Below are 20,872 nucleotides of genomic sequence, written 5' to 3' on the forward strand. Positions count from 1 at the left end.
CTGCAGGTGGTGTGTTTGGGAACAGTTTTTTCTCGGATCGGCAGTTTTTAAGTTTATTTCAATTGTAGCGGCTATTGTAGTTACCGAAGTGTCGACAGGTGCATTATTGAACGGATTTTGCAATAAGGTGTCTGTTCGCTCGAGTAAAAGAAAAAAGGAAGACATTACCACCAGTAAGTGAATTGCAGGAATAATATCAAAAAACAATTCGTTATGGAAAATCCTATCAAGCTGATAATAAGTGCATAAAAAAATTCCTGATTTTGCGAAAAATGTAAAGAACCGGCATTTTAGTGTCTAAATGTACAATCTTTAATTTTGTAGTGATTGAAATCAGAATGATTATTTCCGATAATCTTACCTGATCTTGTAAAAGAAAGTATTGATGTGAGAATGTAATTTAACAAGAGGCTGCAGGTAGCAGCCTCTTGTCAGGAGTTGATCAAATAATCATTCTGGGTTTGTTTCTTTAATGATTCCGTAAACGCTTCTTCTAACTTTTTTATGAGGAGTTTTATTTCCTTTTGCAGGTTCCTGAGTTGCTCCTCTAACGTATCCTCTTTCTTATTTCGCCCAGGATCTGATAAAGTCAGACCGCTTGCCCCGTTGTAGTATAATTTGTTAAATGAGTGATTACTACCTGATGACAGGTTAATAAAACAGAGGTTCCGGTCCGGCCGTAGGTTTCCCGTGAAATTAATCAGCGTATTGTCAGATAAGTAAGTATTGTTTGCTTTGGGTAAAGCAAATTTTTTACTGGTAAAGGATGAGTTATAAGACAACAGTTCTCCTTTATTGTTAGTGTACGCTGTTATTGTTCGGTTTCCGTTATGATCAGCGCTCGTAATTGTTTCTTTTACTATAAAATATTCAACCTCTTTCTCCTGACCTTCACAAGCGCTTAAAATACAAAGAGAGGCCATTAATAAAGCCATTACTTTCATCTTCATATTTAAAACATGTTAAAAGTTAAAAAATACAGATGTTACAGTAATAGATGGTTTGTTTTTACATTTGTAGGATGTGCTTTCCTTTAAAGATTAGTGAAGGATAATTATCCTACACTAATCTGTTTGGGTGCTTTCTTTTTAGCATTTTCTTTTTTCGGAATATCTATGATGAGTAAGCCGTTTTCATATCTGGCTTTTATGTTATCAGCATCCACCGTATTATCCGGAAGAGAAAAACTACGTTGAAAAGACTGGTAACTGAATTCTCTACGTGTATAGTTCTCTTCCTTGTTTTCATTTTCTTGTTTTTTAGAAGAAGAGATAATGAGTCGGTTACCTTCGAGTTCGATATTGAAGTCTGATTTTTCCATTCCGGGAACTGCCAGCTCTACCTCATAAGCATTATTTGTTTCTTTAATGTTGACAGAGGGAATCGTTGTACTGGTAACGGAAAAATTTTCATTTCTCCAGTCAGATAATTCTCTTCCGAAAAAGTCTTCAAATAGTTTAGGAAATGTGTTAAAGATGTCATTTCTCTTAATCAGTGACATGATTTACCTCCTTGTTTTGTGGTTAAACTATTATTAATGAATCATCAAAGTATGATTTGTTTTTACAGTTATAGTTTAATTGCAGCCTGTATTATTTTGAATACAGCACCTTTGCTTCCGGCACTGTATTCAAAAATGTGAAAAGAGGATATTAATAATCGATTCCTGACATTGCCGGAATGTTAACCGAAGATTTAGTTTCATCAGCCGGTTTTTCGGCAATTATGCATTCTGTGGTTAGTAACATTCCTGCTACAGACGCGGCGTTTTCAAGTGCTGTACGTGTAACTTTTGTAGGATCGATTACACCGCTTTGCAATAAGTTTTCATATTGTTCGGTTCTGGCATTAAAACCGAAATCATTTTTACCATCAGCTACTTTTTGTACTACAACGTCGCCTTCCAGCCCAGCATTTCGGATAATTTGTTTTAACGGTGCTGCCAATGCACGGCGAATGATGCCGATGCCGGCCTTTTCTGCTTCATTCTCTGAAGTCAGCTTTTCCAGCGCTTCCATAGCACGTACCAGAGCTGTACCACCACCCGGAACAATGCCTTCTTCTATAGCAGCACGTGTAGCGTGAAGCGCATCGTCTACGCGATCTTTTTTCTCTTTCATTTCTACTTCTGATACAGCGCCTACGTACAATACGGCTACACCTCCGCTAAGTTTTGCAAGCCGCTCTCTTAACTTTTCCTTGTCATAGTCGGATGTTGTTGTGTCAATCTGGGCTTTAATTTGTGCTATACGTGCTTTAATCTGCTCTTTATTGCCAGCGCCACCAACGATCGTAGTGAAATCTTTATTCGTTACTACTGTATCAGCAGTACCCAGATAATCTATGGTAATATCTTGTAATTTGTACCCCTGCTCTTCACTTATAAAAGTTGCACCGGTAAGTATCGCAATGTCTTGCATCATTTCTTTTCTTCTGTCTCCAAAGCCGGGAGCTTTCACAGCAGCTACTTTAAGGCTTCCGCGAAGCTTATTGACTACCAGTGTTGCTAATGCTTCACCATCAATATCTTCAGCAATAATTAAAAGAGGTCTTCCGCTTTGTGCAGTGGTTTCTAATACGGGAAGAATATCTTTCATTACTGAAATTTTCTTATCATACAAGAGTATGTAAGGTTTGTTCAGTTCGGTTTGCATTTTTTCGGTATTCGTTACAAAGTAAGGAGAGAGGTAACCTTTATCAAATTGCATACCTTCAACCACTTCTACATAAGTATCAGTATTCTTAGATTCTTCAACCGTGATAACTCCTTCTTTACCAACTTTGCTAAATGCTTCTGCTATAAGCTGGCCGATTTCTTCATCATTATTGGCAGAAACGGTAGCTACCTGGCGTAACTTACCGGATTGAATATCTATTTTTTCACTTTGGTTTCTAAGATGTTGTATGGCCGCACTTACGGCTTTATCAATTCCTTTTTTCAATTCAATGGGATTAGCCCCGGCGGCTACATTTCTAAGGCCATTGGCATAGATAGACTGTGCGAGAATAGTTGCTGTGGTTGTACCATCCCCTGCAATATCGGCCGTTTTAGAAGCTACTGTCTTTACCATTTGAGCACCTATATTTTCAATAGGATCTTCCAGCTCTATTTCTTTAGCAACACTAACCCCATCTTTTGTAATGGCAGATACACCAAATTTTTTTTCAAGTATTACATTTCTACCTTTAGGGCCAAGAGTTACTTTTACAGCATTCGCAAGGGTGTCTATACCATTTTTTACCCTGTTTCTAGCTTCAAGATCAAACAAAATTTGTTTAGCCATAATCTTAAAAAATTTAGCAGTTTAAAAATTGTATGAAAATAAAAGTTGAAAGGATAATAATATTGTATCTGACTATTAATTGAGTATTGCCAGTATATCAGACTCACGCATGATCAGATAATTTTCTCCTTCTACCTGAATTTCCGTACCGGCATATTTTGTAAATAATACATTGTCGCCTGGTTTTACAGAAACAGGTTCGTCTTTTTTACCGGGGCCTGATGCTATAACTTCGCCTTTAAGCGGTTTTTCTTTAGCGGTATCAGGAATAATAATTCCCCCTGCTGTTTTTTCTTCTGCTTTTACCGGTCTGATAATGACCCTGTCGTGAAGTGGTTGTGCCATTGTTCTGGTAGCCATAATTAAAAGTTTTGTGAATTAAAATGTTTAAAACAAATACTAATAATAATGTCTAAGTAATTTTATTCTTCGAAGAACATTACTGCTTAAACAAAGGGTATACCAATGGAAAAAAAACTGAAATTCTGACTCTGTATTTGAAATTTTGACCTGATAAATGTTGAATTGACAGCATTGTAATATATCGCATTGACTAAACAAATTAATGTAACCTCTAAAAGTTTAATTTTCAATGTTTTTTCATGCGAGGCAAAAAAAAATAAGAAATACTTGACGTAGCCGTATAAAATTTGTATTTTTTATGGTACTGAAACTTCCTATACCCAACCTGTGAAAAATCTTTAAAGATTTAGCATATGGCAGGGATTTTATTGATTACAATCGTCTTGTTTTTAGTATTCGCACTCTATCTCGTTATCGGGATTCCTTACAGAGTGCGCAGGCTTCTTTTGCACCACTATCGCAATGATGCTACTGCCTATCATCAGATTTTACAAACACACTTCAGGTATTATAACCGGCTGACATCAGCTGAAAAAGAACGTTTCGTCTGGCGAACATTTCAATTTGTAAATAGTAAAAGGTTTCACTATGTCGGCTTAAAGGAGCGGGATGAAATGCCCGTACTGGTAGCAGCAACTGCTGTTCAGTTGAGTTTTGGTTTGGAAAATTTTGAGTTAAGTTTTTTCAGAGACATTTATATTTTTAAAAACGATTATTTTCTGACACAATATAAAGCACCGATTCAAGGGCATGTAAACCGTCATGGTATTTATCTTACCTGGCCGCACTTCGTGAAAGGAATGAATGGTATGGAGAGTAATGCTAATTTAGGACTGCATGAAATGGCACATGCTTATACGTTTGTGAATTTTGTTACCGGGTGTGGTGTTGATAAACATTTTTCAAAAGAGTTCAAGCGTTATATGAAAGTAGCCAAAACCATTTATCTTGAAATGAATGCCGGCAGAAAAACAATACTGGGGCATTACGCTACTTTAAACATGCATGAGTTCTGGGCTGTTAGTGTAGAAGTATTTTTCGAAAACCCTGTTTTGCTGTACCACGAGTTGCCGGAACTGTTTCAATCACTGGCAAAACTCTTACAACAGAATCCGCTTAACGCCATCCGTAAAAAAACACTATCGGCTAATTACTCTTCCATTTAAAAATTTCATATACAAAATAGTAATAAGCAAGAATCAGCAAACCTACTGTAAAGGGAATCCATAAGTAGGGTTTAATGAGCTCATCATAACCGTAAAACTCACTGATCATCCAAACGGAATTGGTTAAAATCCAAATGGTGATAGCTATGTTATGACACAATTCTGCAGGGATTGCGCTGTTTTTAATGGTAAAGTAAATAGAAACGGTGAGAGTTGGCAGAATCATAAACATACCCAGCCAACGGTATTCGATCAGCCAGCATAAATCTTTAATCAGCCAAAAAAGGATGTGCAAGTTTTCAATTCTTCTGAATTGCTTGTATCTACGGTCTGAAAAGATGGTTTGATGCTCCATTTGTTTGATTCAAAATATATTTAAACCTGTTAATAGCTGCTTCCCGGTGAACCGGTTTGCCATTCAGTAAATGCTCACTGAATTCGTTTGCAAAGTAAGGAGTTAAACTGCATCCTTTCGTACCCATTCCATTGAATATGCCGATTTGTGGATAATTCGGGTGTAACCCCACAAAAGGACGACGTTCAAGCGTTGCCGGACGTACTGCTGCCTGATGATCCAGTATTTTGTAAGGAAGTTTAAGGTATTCGTTTAACCAATTGATGCATTGCTGCTTGAAAGTGTCAGTAGGATCGGGGTGGTCGAACTTCCATTGGTAAGTGGAGCCTAACCAGAAACTGCTGTTGTTCCAGGGAACGATATTCATGCCTCTTTTGATGACGTGGGTACGGGGAAGGCCGTCTATTTCCAGAATTAATGCTTCCCCCTTATTCGGAGCAAACGGTAAGCCTTTGAAGAAGGGTAGGTTTTCGTCTTCTATTCCACTGCAAAAAATGATTTTTTGAGCGTGAATATCTTTGTAACGTACACTGTTATTCTGAAGCGAAAGATGATCGATGTGAAACCTTTCTTCTAATAATATACGTTGCCGGAGTGCGTGTTCCCGATAGGCTTTCACCAGTTTCGGAGTATTGATCATTAAAGCCGGACGAATAATTCCCCAACCATGTTCGTAGCTGATATAGTTATTCCAGTAGTCCTGAGATTCAGGGAGGGAGAGGTATTGCCGGTCTTCTGCGTAACGTTCATGAAAGGCATCTTTCATCTGTAAACTGGTAAATACGTCGGCAATCTCAATAGATTGTTTACTGTTGGTTTGTAAAAAACGATCAATAGAGTCGTAGGCGGCATCAGCAAACGGCAGCACTTCGTCAATCATCCAGGTTTTAACGATACGGCGCCCTGTTACAGGGTTAATGATTCCTGCAGCTATCGAAGAAGGCGTGTTGGATACTGATTGGTCAATAATGATATGACTGATGCCTTTTCCGGTTAAGTAATAACTCAGAAATGTACCTGAAATTCCTTGCCCTACAAGAATAATATCCGTTTGCATGCTACAAAGGTAAGTGATGAGAAAATAAAAAAAGATGATTTGTGTATGGGATGAGGAATGAAAAAGGTGACATAACTATCCGACCCCTTCAGGGTCGTTCGCATAGCGATGCCCAGGGTTATAAAGGTGTCATCCCTTCGGGATGGAGTGGGTTTATGATACTGAGATGATCCGGTTTTAGCTATTCAGTGAAAAGATTCATCATATCATTAGTGAATTTACATAGTTTCTAGCCAGGGTTATAAAGGTGTCATCCCTTCGGGATGGAGTGGGTTTATAATACTCAGCCCATCATATTTTGATATTGGTAAATGAATAGAATCATAGGATGATAAAGGATCAATGAGTCTATATAGGTCTTTGATACCGGAGGTGCTTTATTCTGTTTTACAATTTTAGCCGGTAGATGTAAATGATCTTTATGATAAAGGATCAATGAGTTGATACAGCTCCCTGATCCCGAAGGGATCATATATTTACTACAAAGGCTGGCTAAAATAGCCAGCCTTTGTAGTAAAAGAATTTGTTATTAATTTGAACTGATCTTAGCCGTAGCCGATTGATTTCTATAATTCGGTGCATAATACGATTCGATAATACTTACTCCATTGTAGAAACTTCCGGTTTGATTAATGAAACACTCATACTCAATGTTATGCGTTCCGGCCGGTAAATTATCAATGAAGAAATGATTATTAGCGTCTTTGATGCTTTGATAATAGAATAAACGGTTAGTGAATCGATAACCGCTCATTTGTTCTGTCGGCTCCATATTGGCTGCGCGGTCGTCCTGAATATGAATATACTCCATCGGACGATCTGTGCTGATACTCATCACTACTTTTACTTTAGTACCTACCGGTAATGACTGATTGACTTCCACTTTCTTCCAGATATTATTGTCGTTGTAGAAGATGGTTTTATTTATTTTCAGTTCATTGTCGTTCGGTTGAATCTGATCAAAAGGAAGCTGGTATCTCCAAATGATATTACCCCAGATCATATTCTTCTGATCGGCATTTTTCACTTTTATTTTGATATTGTCAGATTTGATGTCTTTTGCGCTATATTCTTTATAAATCTGAATATATCCTTTTTGTACTTCTTTTTCTTTGAAATCAAATTTACTCTTATTGAATTGTACGCTTACCGATGGATTATGTGTAAATGCAATACCGTCTTTCACAAAGAAAGCTTTGATAATATTCGCTGTAGATGCGGCATTTTCCCAACGATTGGTTTCTTTCAGGCGTAATAACCATTTCTGCATTTGATGAATAGTGGTAACATCTTCCTGCATGAGGTCGAAGAATTCAATCAAAGAAGCTTGTACGAGCAATTGGTTTTGCGACCAGAAATAACCGCTGATATTTTCTTTCCAATACATTCCTAATGTATCTGAAACGGTTGCTCTGTCTTTTAAAGAAGCCAGAATACGTTTACTCAATGCTTCGTTGTTATTGTTTTTAGCAATCGTACCCAGCACGGCATCTCCGTAAATAGATAACTTATCCCAGCTGTTATACGCCGCATTTAAATAAGCGTTATGATAAGTTTGATATTCTTTTTCAATCGGCTTTTTAAACATATCACGCATGTACAGGTACATCAGTGTGGTATTGCTGATATGTTTTGCACTATCATATCTGTATTGTTCTTTTAATGATCTGTCCAGATAATTGAGTGCGTTGTTGATCATTTCCTGCCAATGTTCTTCGAATGTAATGGCATTCCATTTATTCAATTCACCTAATAATAGTAAGATGTTGGTAGTGATATAAGTTGAACTGTACTCAGAACCTTTGAACCACGAGAAACCACCATCTAAGCGTTGGTTACCGCGTAGTTTTTCAAAACCCTGGGCAATCTGACTTTGAATCAATGTATCATTGAACAAATGGATAATGGCAGCTTTATGAGCTTTTTCATTTTCTGCCTCAGCCAGCCATGGTGAAGACTCAGTAGAAATCGCCTGGAAGGCGAGATCTTCTAATGTTCCTTTCGGTGTTGTTTTTAGAAGCTCTTCTTTCCATTCTCCCATGATATCTTTAATTGCAGGATTATCCTTTACTATTTTATGGGCCAGCGCATTTGCATAAATCTGTAACGCATACTCTGTATTGCTTTCGTATCTTACTTTGGCAATATAAGGTAATGAGTTGATCACTTCCCAACTTGGGTTGAGATGCATGCTTACCATTACCGGTGACTCACCTAAAGTGGATGCCGACAAAGTGGATTTTAATTCAGGGAATTTAAAATCGTAGTTGCCATTACCGCTTAGATAAAAGTTTCTTGCGGCAGTAATGACGCTGCTGTTCGGTAATACCTGAATTACATTTTTTACAGCATCGGTTAATCCCGGTTGATCGGTATTTACTCTTAATGTAATTTCAATCTGGTCGAGTAAATCTGCCGGAATGATTCCTCTCAGGTCAATAGCTTTGGTACTATTGGCAGGTACTGAAATTCTGATTGGTTTCTGATCAGCGAATATTGAAGTGGTATTTTTACCGTCGGATAACAGGTTAGACTGATATTCTAAGGTAGCTTCGATATTCTTATTACTTACATTAATCAGTTTAGCAACGTAATTGATACTATCGCCCTGGCGTAAGAATCTGGGTACGTTCGTTTCAATCATCAGGTCTTTCTGGGTAATCACTCTGTCGGTAATATAAGAAAATCCTAAGTCAGTATTATGTGCCAGAATCATCCATTTCCATTCGGTTAATGCATCCGGAATGGTAAAAGTAATGGTCGCTTTTCCATTAGCATCTTTTTCAATATGCGGATAGAAGAAGGCGGTTTCATTGAAATTTTCTCTCAATGGTCCTTCCTGTTCTTCCTGTTCAGGTGCGGCGGCCGGTGGTGGCGGTGCTGCTGTATCAAAAGCGGCCTGCGCTTCTTGTTGTACAGGAGCGGCAGCCATTTCCGCCATTTCTCTTTCGCCACCTCTTGCTGCAACACTTCTTACAGTTGTATTTTTCATATACAGCCTGTTATAATAGATATTGTATTCGCCTATAGATAAACCAATCAATTCTACCAGGCTATCTGTTTTGATTTCCTTTTTAGGATCGAGGAAACTTTTCGATGCCCAATATCCCGGAAGCCTGTGCATCCAGTTAAAGTATTTCAGGGTGCCGCTATTGTTATACGGGATATCCCAGTAATGTGGTCTGAATACATCCAGAGAGGCATCATACATTACAGAAAGTAATTCAACGTCTTTGGTATTGCCGGTCACTTCTAACTGGAAGGTAGCTTTTTCACCAGGCATTAAAGTATCTTTTTTCTGAACGATTTTTACTTCCAGCTTTTGTGCAGGATTCATTGGATATACCGGTTGTGTGGCGGTATACAAACGGCCACCCACTAAAGAAGTTACCACAAAAGCCTGCGGCGTTTCTTTCAGCTGGAATGATTTTTTGATCAGCGGTTGAATCGGTTCAAAATTCAGTGCTGTATTTTTTACACCTTCATGCGTACTATACAGATATTGATAACCTGAAGGCAGATTCGTTTGAATGGTTAAGTTGCCGGCATCATTAAAGTTATAGACGTTTTTATCAGTATTAATATTCACTTTATAGAACATTGATACCGGTGTGTTTTCATATAGCTGTACCATGGTTGTTGGCTGAATTTGTGGTTCGCCTTCAACAGTAACTGTAACTCTATACCATCCTTTTTGCAGTTGATATGCCGATATGTCTAGTTTACCGTCTTTGTTGGATACAAATGGGATTTCTATTTTCTTACCTGTCTCTTTCCAAAATTGCTGTTCATCTTCTCTATAGAAAACTTCATTCGGGAAAAGTTTTTTAAAATTGATCGAATCGATTGTGATCACATCAATTTTTTGAGCACTTGCATATCGTTGATGATAAGTGCCGGCAGGAGGTTGTATCGGTTGAATAGTCAATACGGCTTTTGCTTCCTGTTTTTGTCCCTGAAAGTTCTGAATACTGATTGGTAAAGCATTGATGTTTTTGATATCAAAGGTTTCACCGAATCCAAAGTCTACTTCGTATCTGTTCCAACCTAAATGGATAGATTGGTTGGCGTCGTGTGTTTCGCCGCTCAGGTCGGTTACGGTTGCTGATATTTCGTAGGCAAATCTTGGACTGAATCTTTTTTCAATACTGTTTGCCGGAATTGCTTTAAAAGGAACATTGAAGTGGCCTTCATCATCGGTTGTAGCCGTACCCGTTGTGAGAATAACAGATTCATTAAACCTGATATACGGATTAAAGAAATAGCACCATCTTGGGAGGTAGGTCACTCTTCTTACTGTATAAGTTACTTTTGCATTCTGAATCGGATAACCTGCGTAAGCAATCGCTTTTCCTTTTGCTTCAATAGAATCGTTGAGTTGATAAGACTTTTCAATGGTTGCAAATTCTACTTTATATTTCGGACGTTTATATTCTTCTACGCTAAAGTATTTCGTACCCGTGTAGTTTTTAGATTTGATATAAAAAGATCCGCCTAATGTAGAAGCCGGTAATTTAAATGATCCGCTGAAGCTTCCCATTTTATTAGTCGTATAGGATTGTTTGTAAATAACGTTGTCATTTACATCATATACTTCAATTTCAATATTTTCATTGGCAACTATTTTTTCTTTTTCAGTTGCTTTTTTTCCATAAGAAATTCCTTTAAAATACACCGTTTGTCCGGGGCGATAAATGCTTCTGTCAAGGAAAAAGCTGGTGGTTTTGTGAGCTCTTTCAGTGATTCGGCCTTCATTGAAATAAGTATTGTTATGTTCAAGGAATCTGTCTGTTCCATTAATGATTTCTACTGCGTAGTTATAGTTTTCTGTTTTGAAAGTAGCGATTCCTTTATTGTCAGTTTGTTGAGTAGTTTGAAGAATATATTCATACTCTCTCAACTTATTATTATATTGATTTTTCCAAAGTTTAACGGTAGCATTTGCAATAGGGGCAGAGTTGGTTTTATTCAATACTACAATTTGATTTTCACTTTGTATAAATGATGTATTGCTGACGTTTAAATAACTACCGCTTTTTGAGTTATTGAACTCATATTCTACATAGTATTGGCCGGCAGGTAAGGGGTCTAATGCAACATCAGTAGTATGAGTTTGTAAATCATTAAATGACTTTAGCGTAAATGATTTTTGCTGAACCTGAGTTAATTGTTTTGAAGGAAACTTTGTTTCATAATCAGCTCTTTGCATCAACTGAGCAACGGTTAAATCTTTAATCTGATAAACTTTTATTTTTAGCTGTGTAATATTTTTATAGCTGACTGTTACCAGCACAGGTTTTTGTGGTTGAACATAAGGGTGAATTAAAATATTGGCTGTTTGAGTGTTCAGGTTATTCAGATTATACTGATAGTTGAGTGATAGTGTTACTTTTTTGAAATAACTATGAATTTTTTCATAGATCTCAGCTGCCTTTTTCAGGTCATATTGCGGGGCAGGGTTATAATAAGGGTGATATTCGTTTCCTGATTCATAAAAGAGGTCGGCCATTGCCAGCCCGGCCCATGCAGCTAACCGTGTGTTGGGAAACTTTTTAAATTGCTCGTGCAGTTGTTTGTAGTAAATATCTCTTTTACCGCTTACCTGTAATTGGGTATAGGCAAAATTGAGTCTTTGGTAATCTGTATATGCCAAAAGTTCGGCATTACCGCTATTTAAGTAGTGTTTCAGAATTTCCTGGTAAATTACAAAAAGTCCTTTGAGGTGTTCTGCTTCGATGTAATCGAAGTTTTGTTTAACAAAATCTTCTTTTGCATTTAATACAGCGGTATCTGTTAGTACAAAAGCGGTAGGTTGAAGTTGCTGTTCGCTCAGAACAGTAATGTTTTTCAATATATCCACCATGATTGCATCAATCAGGTAGGGCGTATACTGTGGCACGTTGGTAGCGGTCAGTAAAGGTTTGTATTCATTTACAGACGAAGTACCGAAAACGTTTTTATTTTGAAGAATACTGGTATACAAACGGGTTATTTTTTCATCCAGTTGCTGAATAGTCCATTGCGAAATGATATTTGTGCTATCATAGGTTTCATTTCGTAGAATCTGATAATAGTTATTGATTTTGTATTGCGTTAGAAGTTTTACTTCCAGCAATTCCAAAAATTCACAGGTAATATCGTGGTGATCTGATTTTTGAGCAGAAAGGTAATTGTACGCATCGGTAAAATTATTGCCTGATATACCCAGTTTATGTTTAATCAGGGCATCATAGGCTTTGATGGAATAAGGAGTATTCTTTTGTTGAACGGCCTGTTGCAAAAGGTTTTGAATACGGGTATTGGTTGAATTGGTGAAAAACTCCTTTGCAGGGAGTGTGTCAATTTTTTTCCATTCGGAAAGGAAATTGTTTTGCTGGCTAAATGCAACCATAGTTAAAAGAATCAGAATTGGTAAAGCGAATAATTTTTTCAGCATACTTTTAAATTTAAGTAAACGGGTCTCTACTGTTTAGATGCTAGTATGACAGAGAATCAATACTAAAACTGCATAAGAAAATGTTAATCTTCTAAAATATTTGTCTGACGGTTCAGGTAATCAGACACTTAAGACGTTCCAAACAAACAAAAATTGTTTTCTACCCTGGGTTTAGCTATTTGCGGGTATACTACAGCGAAAGTTGTCATCAAAATGAAACAGCCACTGTACGATTGAGACATGTCCGGTGGGATTTGGCCGGAGAAGAGCACACTATTCAGCGATTGTAACTAAATATATAAAAAAAGACCCGCATGAGCGGGCCTTTATGATATATTTAAAAGAAATATATTATTTGTTGAGCACTTTCAACATAGTAGCACCGATATCGGCCGGAGATTTTACTACATTGATACCACACTCAGTCATGATCTGCATTTTAGCTTCAGCTGTATCTTCGGCACCGCCGATAATAGCACCTGCGTGACCCATTCTGCGTCCCGGAGGTGCTGTCTGGCCTGCGATGAAACCAACTACAGGTTTTTTAGCATTTTCTTTATACCAACGAGCTGCTTCAGCTTCCATACCACCACCGATTTCACCGATCATTACTACTGCTTCGGTTTCAGGGTCGTTCATGAATAATTCTAAAGCTTCTTTAGTGGTTGTTCCGATGATCGGATCGCCACCGATACCTACTGCTGTAGAAACACCTAAGCCGGCTTTAGCTACCTGGTCTGCTGCTTCATAAGTTAAAGTACCTGATTTAGATACGATACCGATTTTGCCTTTTTTGAATACGAAGCCAGGCATGATACCTACTTTGCACTCATCAGCGGTGATAACACCAGGGCAGTTGGGTCCGATTAAACGGGTTTTAGTTCCTTGCAGATAAAGTTTTGCTTTAACCATATCCTGAACAGGAATACCTTCTGTAATACAAACTACCAGCTCAATGCCGGCGTCAGCTGCTTCCATAATAGCATCAGCTGCAAATGCCGGTGGAACAAATATGATAGAAACGTTCGCTTGAGTAGCTTTAACTGCATCAGCAACTGTGTTAAATACAGGACGATCTAAGTGTGTAGTACCACCTTTATTAGGGGTAACACCACCCACTACATTGGTACCATATTCAATCATTTGAGATGCATGGAAAGATCCTTCAGTACCGGTAAAGCCTTGCACCAGTATCTTCGATTGTTTGTTGACTAAAATACTCATAGTAGGAATTTAAGTTCCGAGATCATGCTTCTAAATAGCAGAAACATTTCAATTGGAGTTGCAAAAGTAAGGGATAATCTACAAAAAGCCCTTGGTTAAGCCCTTGAAAACCTGTTTTTTTTAGAAAATTTATTCTTCTCTTAATTTTGATGAAAAACGGTTAATGAATTGAGAATTGAGAATTAAAAATTGAAAATGATGGGAAATGCTCACTATTCAGGAATTAAGGCTGGTAGCAGGCAGGAGGATCAGCACCGGATGCAATCCGGCGCTATTGATGCTATTATAAAGTTAAGAGCTCTTGACTCTCGATTATTAATTATTTCAGCAGGTCGTTCATATCGCGGTTCTCATCAATTTTTCCTTTTGCTTCAAGCATTCTCATGTCTTTGGCATCTTTTAAGAACTCGGAGGCGAAAATAAAGCTGTTTAAAAGTTCATTCTTTGAGAAAATGATTTCTTTATTGGTGCCTTCCCATTCTTTTAATCCTTTGTGCATGTAGATGATGTGATCACCGATTTCCATTACACTATTCATATCGTGTGTATTAATAATGGTGGTGATATTGTATTCGTTGGTAAGTTCTTTGATCAGTTTGTCAATTACCATAGAAGTTTGAGGATCAAGCCCTGAGTTAGGCTCATCGCAAAACAGGTATTTGGGCTTGAGTACGATGGCACGGGCAATACCTACTCTTTTCATCATACCTCCAGATAACTCTGCCGGAAACTTCTTATTGGCATCTTTTAAATTCACTCTGTCGAGTACCGCATTCACAATTTTCAGTTTCTCTCTGTAAGTATGATTCGTGAACATGTTCAGTGGGAACATGATATTTTGTTCTACTGTTAAACTATCGAACAGGGCAGATCCCTGAAACAGCATACCAATCTCTTTGCGGATTTCTTTTTTATCTTCAATAGCCATGGTAGTGAATTCTTTACCGTCGTAAAAAATTTCACCCTGGTCGGGGTGTAATAAACCGACAATACATTTCATCAGTACGGTTTTTCCACTTCCGCTGGCGCCGATAATCAGATTACATGCACCGGAGCGCATCACCGCATTCACGTCTTGCAATACGATTTTATCACCAAATCCTTTTTTCAGATTTTTTACTTCTATCATAATGCGGATGATTAATTATTTAATAATAACTGGGCTAATACATAGTCTGCCAATAAAATTGCCACACAGCTTACTACTACTGATTTCGTACTGGCTCTACCGATTTCAAGGGCTCCGCCTTTTACATAATAACCGTAAAATGCGGGAATGCTGGAGATGATAAAGGAGAATGTATAAGCTTTAATCATTTCGAAGTAGATATTGTATGGGTTGAAGCCGTCGAATAGCCCGCGGTCGAATTGTTCGGGTGTGATAATTCCGGTAGCAACACCTGCTACTCTTCCGCCTAAAATACCCAGGAAAGTAGCAATAATCACCAGCATAGGAATCGTAATCATTGCTCCTAAGATTTTAGGGAGAATGAGGTACGATTTGGTATTGATACCCATGATTTCGAATGCATCGATTTGCTCACTTACCCGCATGTTACCGAGTTCGGAAGCGATCTTGGATCCAACCACCCCTGCCAATACGATACAGGTGAGGGTAGGAGCAAATTCCAGTATAACGGTATCACGCACAATCTGTGCAATTGTTTCTTTCGGAATTAATGGAGTAGTAATCTGATAGGCTGTTTGCAGTGCCGATACGGCTCCGATAAAGAAAGAAATGATTACTACAATGCCTAGCGCACCGATACCTATTTCGGAAGATTGGTGCATTAGTTCTTTCCAGTACATTTTCTTGTTTTCAGGCTTGCGGATCATGCCCTTAAACATCAATATAAAACGTCCAAACTCTGTAAATAAAGTCATATCTGTTTAACTAATAATCAGTTATTGAGCAATTTAGCTAGTCTATTACACAACTAAAGGTAAGCTTTGTACTGTTAAAAACGTACAAAACCTACCTTTAGATATTCAATAATTGTTCCCTGCGGGATTATTTTTTCTTTTTCCAGTAAGGAGAATCGCTCAAGTCGATTTTTTCGTTGCTTTTGCACTTGATTTGAGCATCAATACATGTAATCAGTGCCATATTATAGATACTTCTTACAGAAGATCCGAGCTGTAAAACGTGTACCGGTTTGTTCAGACCTAATAAAATAGGACCTACCGCATCTGTTCCGCCAATGTCTTTCAACAAGTTATAAGCAATATTGCCTGCTGATAAGTTAGGGAATATCAATACGTTAGGATCTTGTCCTACCAATTCGCTGAACGGATAACTTTCTTTCAGAATCTCCTGATTGAAGGCAACTGTACCCTGAATTTCACCGTCTACAATTAAAGCAGGATCTTTTTGTTTAACGATATCGCGTGCTTTGGCTACCAGCTTAGCTTCAGGCGAAGCGCTGCTGCCGAAGTTCGAATAGCTCAACATGGCTACACGCGGAGTAAGGTTGAATTGACGTACTTCCTGTGCGGCTAATAGGGTAATATCAGCTAATTCTTCGGCAGTGGGGTTAAAGTTTACGGTGGTGTCGGCGAGGAAAAGTGGTCCTCGTTTCGATAATAGCAGATACATTCCTGCAATTTTGTTCGCATTCGGTTGGGTACCGATGATTTGTAGTGCCGGACGGATGGTTTCGTCATAGTTTCTGGTTAAACCGGAAATCATACCGTCTGCATCTCCTCTTTCTACCATCATTGCACCATAATGGTTACGGTCTTTCATTATTTTGAAAGCTTCATAACGGTTAACACCTTTACGTTGACGTTTCTGGAAGAAGATTTCGCCATATTCCTGACGTTTTGCTTCTGTACTGTCGTGACGGGGATCGATGATTGGTAAAGTGTCGATATCAATCAGATTGTCTGCTGCCAGTTTTTTAATTTTATTTTCATCACCTAATAAAATCGGATAAGCGATTCCTTCATAAAAGGCGATAGAGGCTGCTTTCAGAATTTTCAGGTTATCGGCTTCTGCAAACACAATACGTTTCGGATTGCGTCGTGCCTGACTGCCTAGTAAGCGCATTAACTGGTTGTCTAAACCCAGACGTTTTTCCAGTTCAAGTTTATAAGCGTCCCAGTTTTCGATTTCTTTTTTGGCAACACCTGATTCGATAGCAGCTTTGGCTACAGCCGGTGCTACTGTTGATAATAAACGCGGGTCAACCGGTTTCGGAATGATGTATTCCGGGCCGAAAGTAAAGTTCTTTGTATTGTAAGCTACGTTTACGATGTCAGGAACCGGTGTTTTAGCCAGTTCTGCCAATGCGTAAACAGCGGCCAGTTTCATTTCTTCGTTGATCTGGGTGGCACGAACATCCAGTGCGCCACGGAAGATGAAAGGAAATCCGAGTACGTTATTTACCTGGTTAGGATAATCAGATCTACCGGTAGCCATGATGATATCTTCACGTACGCTGGTAGCATCTTCATAAGAAATTTCAGGATCAGGGTTGGCCATTGCAAAAACAATTGGCTTTTTTGCCATTGATTTTACCATTTCTTTTGACAGAACGTTTCCTTTACTTAAACCAATGAATACATCGGCATCTACCAATGCTTCGGCAAGTGAAAGGTTATCTCCTTTCGCAGCAAAAAGTTGTTTATTTTCATCAAGGTCGGTACGACTTTCATGAATTAACCCTTTACTGTCGAACATTCTGATGTTATCTTTACTGGCACCTACTGAAATATATAGTTTGGTACAGCTCATGGCAGAAGCTCCTGCTCCGTTTACCACGATTTTAAGTTTTGACATTTTTTTACCCTGTATTTCTGCTGCATTTAAAAGTGCTGCGGCAGAGATGATGGCGGTACCGTGCTGATCATCGTGCATTACAGGGATGTTCATGCTTTCTTTCAGGTGTTTCTCAATGTAGAAACACTCCGGAGCTTTGATATCTTCTAAGTTAATACCACCGAAAGTAGGTTCGAGTGATTTAACGATTTCTACAAATTTCTGAGGATCTTTTTCATTGATCTCAATATCAAATACATCGATATCAGCAAATACTTTGAAAAGAACACCTTTTCCTTCCATTACGGGTTTACCTGCTTCAGGGCCGATGTCACCTAATCCTAACACTGCGGTTCCGTTACTGATCACAGCTACGAGGTTACCCTTTGCTGTGTATTTATATACATCTTCAACGTTTTTGTGAATTTCTTTACAAGGTTCAGCTACTCCCGGAGAGTAAGCTAACGAGAGGTCGCGTTGGGTTTTGGCGTCCTTAGTGGGAATTACTTCGATTTTTCCAGGTTTTCCTTTGGTATGGTATTCCAAAGCCTGTTCTCTAACTAGATCTTTTTTCATGATTGAGTCAATTTGAATAGGAAAAAATCCTATCGTGTAATGCCTGCAATTTACGTAAATGTATGTCTCAAATAGGTTAAAGTTTTCTTTACGTATCTGCTGTTGAGCTATTTTTTACAAATAGGGCTGCTTTATGTGAAAGCAGCCGCTGTATATAAATTTACGAATTATTATAGTTTTCCGTTTGCACCTAACCAGGCCATCATGCCGATTCCTATTTCGATTGCACTTTCGTCAATATTAAAAGTAGGAGTGTGTACACCGGAAGTAATTCCTTTTTCTTCATTCATTACCCCGAGTCTGTAAAAACATCCGGGAATTTGTTGGGTGTAATAACCAAAATCTTCGGCGCCCATTCTTACTTCTGTTGTTTCAACGTGTTCGGTACCCATATAATCTTCTGCCAGTTTTCTTGATGCGGCAGTGAGTTCTTCATGGTTATAAACGGAAGGGTAGCCTACATCGATTAATACGTCAATTTCTGCACCCATTGCACGAACCAGTTCTGTAGCTTGTTTTTTAATCAGCTCATGCGCCTTGAATCTCCATTTTTCGTCTAATGCCCTGAAGGTTCCCATGAGTTTAACTTCACTTGGAATCACATTCGTGGTATGTCCGCCTTGTATCGAACAGATGGATAAAACGGAAGGAGATAGCGGATTATTATTTCTTGAAACAATTTGTTGCAGACTTACAATTAATGTCGATGCGATCAGAATCGTGTCTACTGTAAGATGTGGAGCAGCTGCGTGTCCGCCTTTGCCTTTTATGGTAATGTATATTTCATCTGCCGATGCCATTACCTGACCTCCTCTGAAACTAAGCTGGCCGATGGGTAATTGCGGATGTACATGCAGTCCGAAGATGGCTTGGGGGGCTGGATTTTGTAAAACGCCCTCTTTAATCATAATGCTGGCCCCGCCAGGGTTTCTTTCTTCTCCCGGTTGAAAAATCAGCTTAACGGTACCGTTCCATTCTGCGGCGGTTTCTTTTAAAATTTTTGCTGCACCTAATAAGCAGGTGGTATGTACATCATGCCCGCAGGCGTGCATGATGCCTTTTTTGGTAGATTTATAAGAAATATCGTTTTCTTCAATAATAGGTAGTGCATCGATATCGGCGCGAAGTGCGATGGTTCTCGAAGATGGGTTATTGCCTTCAATTACGCCTACAACACCTGTAGTTGCCATTACCTGGTAAGGAATATCAAACGCTTGTAGTTTTTTCTGAATAAAAGCGGAAGTTTCGAATTCTTCATAACTCAATTCAGGGTTTGCATGCAGGTGATGCCGTATATCAATAAACTCGTTCGAATATTTTTTTGCGAGGTCTTTTATAGTTTGTTTCAAATGGATCATAACGATAAGTTTGAATGCCCTGAGGGCTCCAGTTTAAAAAATCATTGAATAGCGATTCATACGGCCGACGGGCCGGAAGGAAAAAATCCTTATAATTTAGTATACCCCTTAGGGTTGATTCAATGATGCTGCCTTATCGGGATTGATTTCAACAAGGTCTTTCACAACAAATACTCCTTTGGGGAATACTTGTTTTACAGAGGGGACAATATTTTCTGCTTCTTCTGAAGTAAGGAAGTTACCTACTTTCACTTTGAAGTAGGGTGCCTGATACACCAGATATGGTGTAAGTTCAGGAAATTGTTGGTAGATGACAGACTTTGCCTGTAAAGCTTCCTGACGATCTTGCGTATTCATTACGAGAACTCTGTAACCCTGAACGATTCGACGGGCGTCTCTGGTGGTGAATTCATTAATCTCAATTTGCTTTTTGATCAATGAATCAATACGCGCGTCTTTGATCACACGAATAACAGTACTATCTGTTTGTGCGAACAAAGGAGATGTGAAACAAAGTGCTATACCAATTAAACAAGTTCTCATGTTGCGTATTGCTTTCCTGTTTTATCAGCAAATGGTCTGAACAAAAGTAATTAATAGTCGCCAATATTGGCAGAATTATTTTCTCCTTTTACAATAGCAACTCCTGCGCTACACCCCAGTCGGGTAGCTCCTGCATTGACTAATTGAGCAGCAAAAGTATAATCTCTGATGCCTCCTGATGCTTTAATCTGAATATGTTGTGGTAAATGGGCGCGCATGATTTCCACAGCCTGTGTACTGGCACCTTTTTCGGCATAACCGGTAGATGTTTTCATAAAGTCAATATTCACCGGACCCAGTATTTCACAACATTTTATCAGTTCTTCTTCGCTTAAAATGCCTGATTCTACGATTACTTTGATGATTTTTCCCTCCTGGTGGATGTATTGGGTGAGGTCGGAGATTTCGTGTTTCAGGTAATCCCAGTTGCCTCTTTTAATTTCGATCAGATTTACTACGACGTCTAATTCGTCAGCTCCGTCTTTTATTGCAGCCTGACTTTCAGCCATTTTTGCAGCCGTATTGGCATAACCGAATGGAAAACCGATAACAGTAGCAGTTTTTACGTTGGTACCGGCTAAAAGCTCAGTTGCCAGTTTAATATAGGGGGGCGGAACACAAACTGCAGCAAATTGAAATTCTCTCGCTTCAGCACATAATTTTTCAATTTCAGCAACAGAAGTGTTCGCTTTTAAAATAGTATGGTCGATATAAGCGGCAATGTTCATATAAAAATTTTTAAAACATGCA

15 protein-coding genes are annotated in these 20,872 nt (G+C 38.6%); 1 reads left to right on the forward strand and 14 read right to left on the reverse strand.

What is annotated here, in order from left to right; genetic code table 11:
* Window positions 1-431: 431 nt before the first annotated feature.
* From D9O48_RS13315 to D9O48_RS13330, 4 genes are all read right to left on the reverse strand, one after another.
* Complete coding sequence (locus D9O48_RS13315) at window positions 432-950, reverse strand: hypothetical protein (RefSeq protein ID WP_126973477.1); 519 nt, start codon at window positions 948-950, stop codon at window positions 432-434.
* A 104-nt stretch (window positions 951-1,054) separates the two neighbouring features.
* Complete coding sequence (locus D9O48_RS13320; RefSeq protein ID WP_126973478.1) at window positions 1,055-1,501, reverse strand: Hsp20/alpha crystallin family protein; 447 nt, start codon at window positions 1,499-1,501, stop codon at window positions 1,055-1,057.
* 151 nt (window positions 1,502-1,652) lie between these two features.
* Window positions 1,653-3,284, reverse strand: coding sequence for a chaperonin GroEL (gene groL, locus D9O48_RS13325; protein WP_126973479.1), 1,632 nt, complete (start codon window positions 3,282-3,284; stop codon window positions 1,653-1,655).
* 75 nt (window positions 3,285-3,359) lie between these two features.
* Window positions 3,360-3,644, reverse strand: coding sequence for a co-chaperone GroES (locus D9O48_RS13330; protein WP_394343559.1), 285 nt, complete (start codon window positions 3,642-3,644; stop codon window positions 3,360-3,362).
* 356 nt (window positions 3,645-4,000) lie between these two features.
* Here D9O48_RS13330 and D9O48_RS13335 point away from each other — a divergent pair, with 356 nt between their 5' ends.
* Window positions 4,001-4,813 (forward strand): zinc-dependent peptidase, encoded by an 813-nt coding sequence (locus D9O48_RS13335; RefSeq protein ID WP_126973480.1) that lies wholly within the window; start codon window positions 4,001-4,003, stop codon window positions 4,811-4,813.
* Here the strand turns inward: D9O48_RS13335 and D9O48_RS13340 are convergent.
* From D9O48_RS13340 to deoC, 10 genes are all read right to left on the reverse strand, one after another.
* A complete protein-coding gene (locus D9O48_RS13340; protein WP_126973481.1) occupies window positions 4,794-5,168 on the reverse strand; it encodes a hypothetical protein in 375 nt (124 codons plus the stop codon). The two genes, D9O48_RS13335 and D9O48_RS13340, sit on opposite strands and share 20 nt — an antisense overlap.
* Window positions 5,137-6,225, reverse strand: coding sequence for an NAD(P)/FAD-dependent oxidoreductase (locus D9O48_RS13345; protein WP_126973482.1), 1,089 nt, complete (start codon window positions 6,223-6,225; stop codon window positions 5,137-5,139). The genes D9O48_RS13340 and D9O48_RS13345 overlap by 32 nt, the downstream gene beginning before the upstream one ends.
* A 529-nt stretch (window positions 6,226-6,754) precedes the next feature.
* On the reverse strand, window positions 6,755-12,661 hold the full coding sequence (locus tag D9O48_RS13350) for an alpha-2-macroglobulin family protein (RefSeq protein ID WP_126973483.1): 5,907 nt from the start codon (window positions 12,659-12,661) through the stop codon (window positions 6,755-6,757).
* 351 nt (window positions 12,662-13,012) lie between these two features.
* The gene (gene sucD / locus D9O48_RS13355) at window positions 13,013-13,885 is read right to left on the reverse strand and encodes a succinate--CoA ligase subunit alpha (protein ID WP_126973484.1); all 873 of its coding nucleotides are present in this window, start codon (window positions 13,883-13,885) and stop codon (window positions 13,013-13,015) included.
* Window positions 13,886-14,204: 319 nt separating this feature from the next.
* On the reverse strand, window positions 14,205-15,014 hold the full coding sequence (locus tag D9O48_RS13360; protein WP_126973485.1) for an ABC transporter ATP-binding protein: 810 nt from the start codon (window positions 15,012-15,014) through the stop codon (window positions 14,205-14,207).
* Window positions 15,015-15,025: 11 nt separating this feature from the next.
* On the reverse strand, window positions 15,026-15,769 hold the full coding sequence (locus tag D9O48_RS13365) for an MlaE family ABC transporter permease (protein WP_126973486.1): 744 nt from the start codon (window positions 15,767-15,769) through the stop codon (window positions 15,026-15,028).
* Between the two features lie 127 nt (window positions 15,770-15,896).
* Entirely contained in the window at window positions 15,897-18,221 is a 2,325-nt protein-coding gene (locus D9O48_RS13370) for an NADP-dependent malic enzyme (protein ID WP_126973487.1), read from the reverse strand.
* A 170-nt stretch (window positions 18,222-18,391) separates the two neighbouring features.
* Window positions 18,392-19,579, reverse strand: a complete 1,188-nt coding sequence (locus D9O48_RS13375) for a M20 metallopeptidase family protein (RefSeq protein WP_126973488.1) — start codon at window positions 19,577-19,579, stop codon at window positions 18,392-18,394.
* Between the two features lie 108 nt (window positions 19,580-19,687).
* Window positions 19,688-20,122, reverse strand: a complete 435-nt coding sequence (locus D9O48_RS13380; protein WP_126973489.1) for an SPOR domain-containing protein — start codon at window positions 20,120-20,122, stop codon at window positions 19,688-19,690.
* A 50-nt stretch (window positions 20,123-20,172) separates the two neighbouring features.
* The gene (deoC, locus tag D9O48_RS13385) at window positions 20,173-20,850 is read right to left on the reverse strand and encodes a deoxyribose-phosphate aldolase (protein ID WP_126973490.1); all 678 of its coding nucleotides are present in this window, start codon (window positions 20,848-20,850) and stop codon (window positions 20,173-20,175) included.
* Window positions 20,851-20,872: the final 22 nt, after the last annotated feature.

It is taken from the genome of Gynurincola endophyticus, from assembly GCF_003991195.1.
Classification (GTDB): Bacteria; Bacteroidota; Bacteroidia; order Chitinophagales; family Chitinophagaceae; genus Gynurincola; species Gynurincola endophyticus.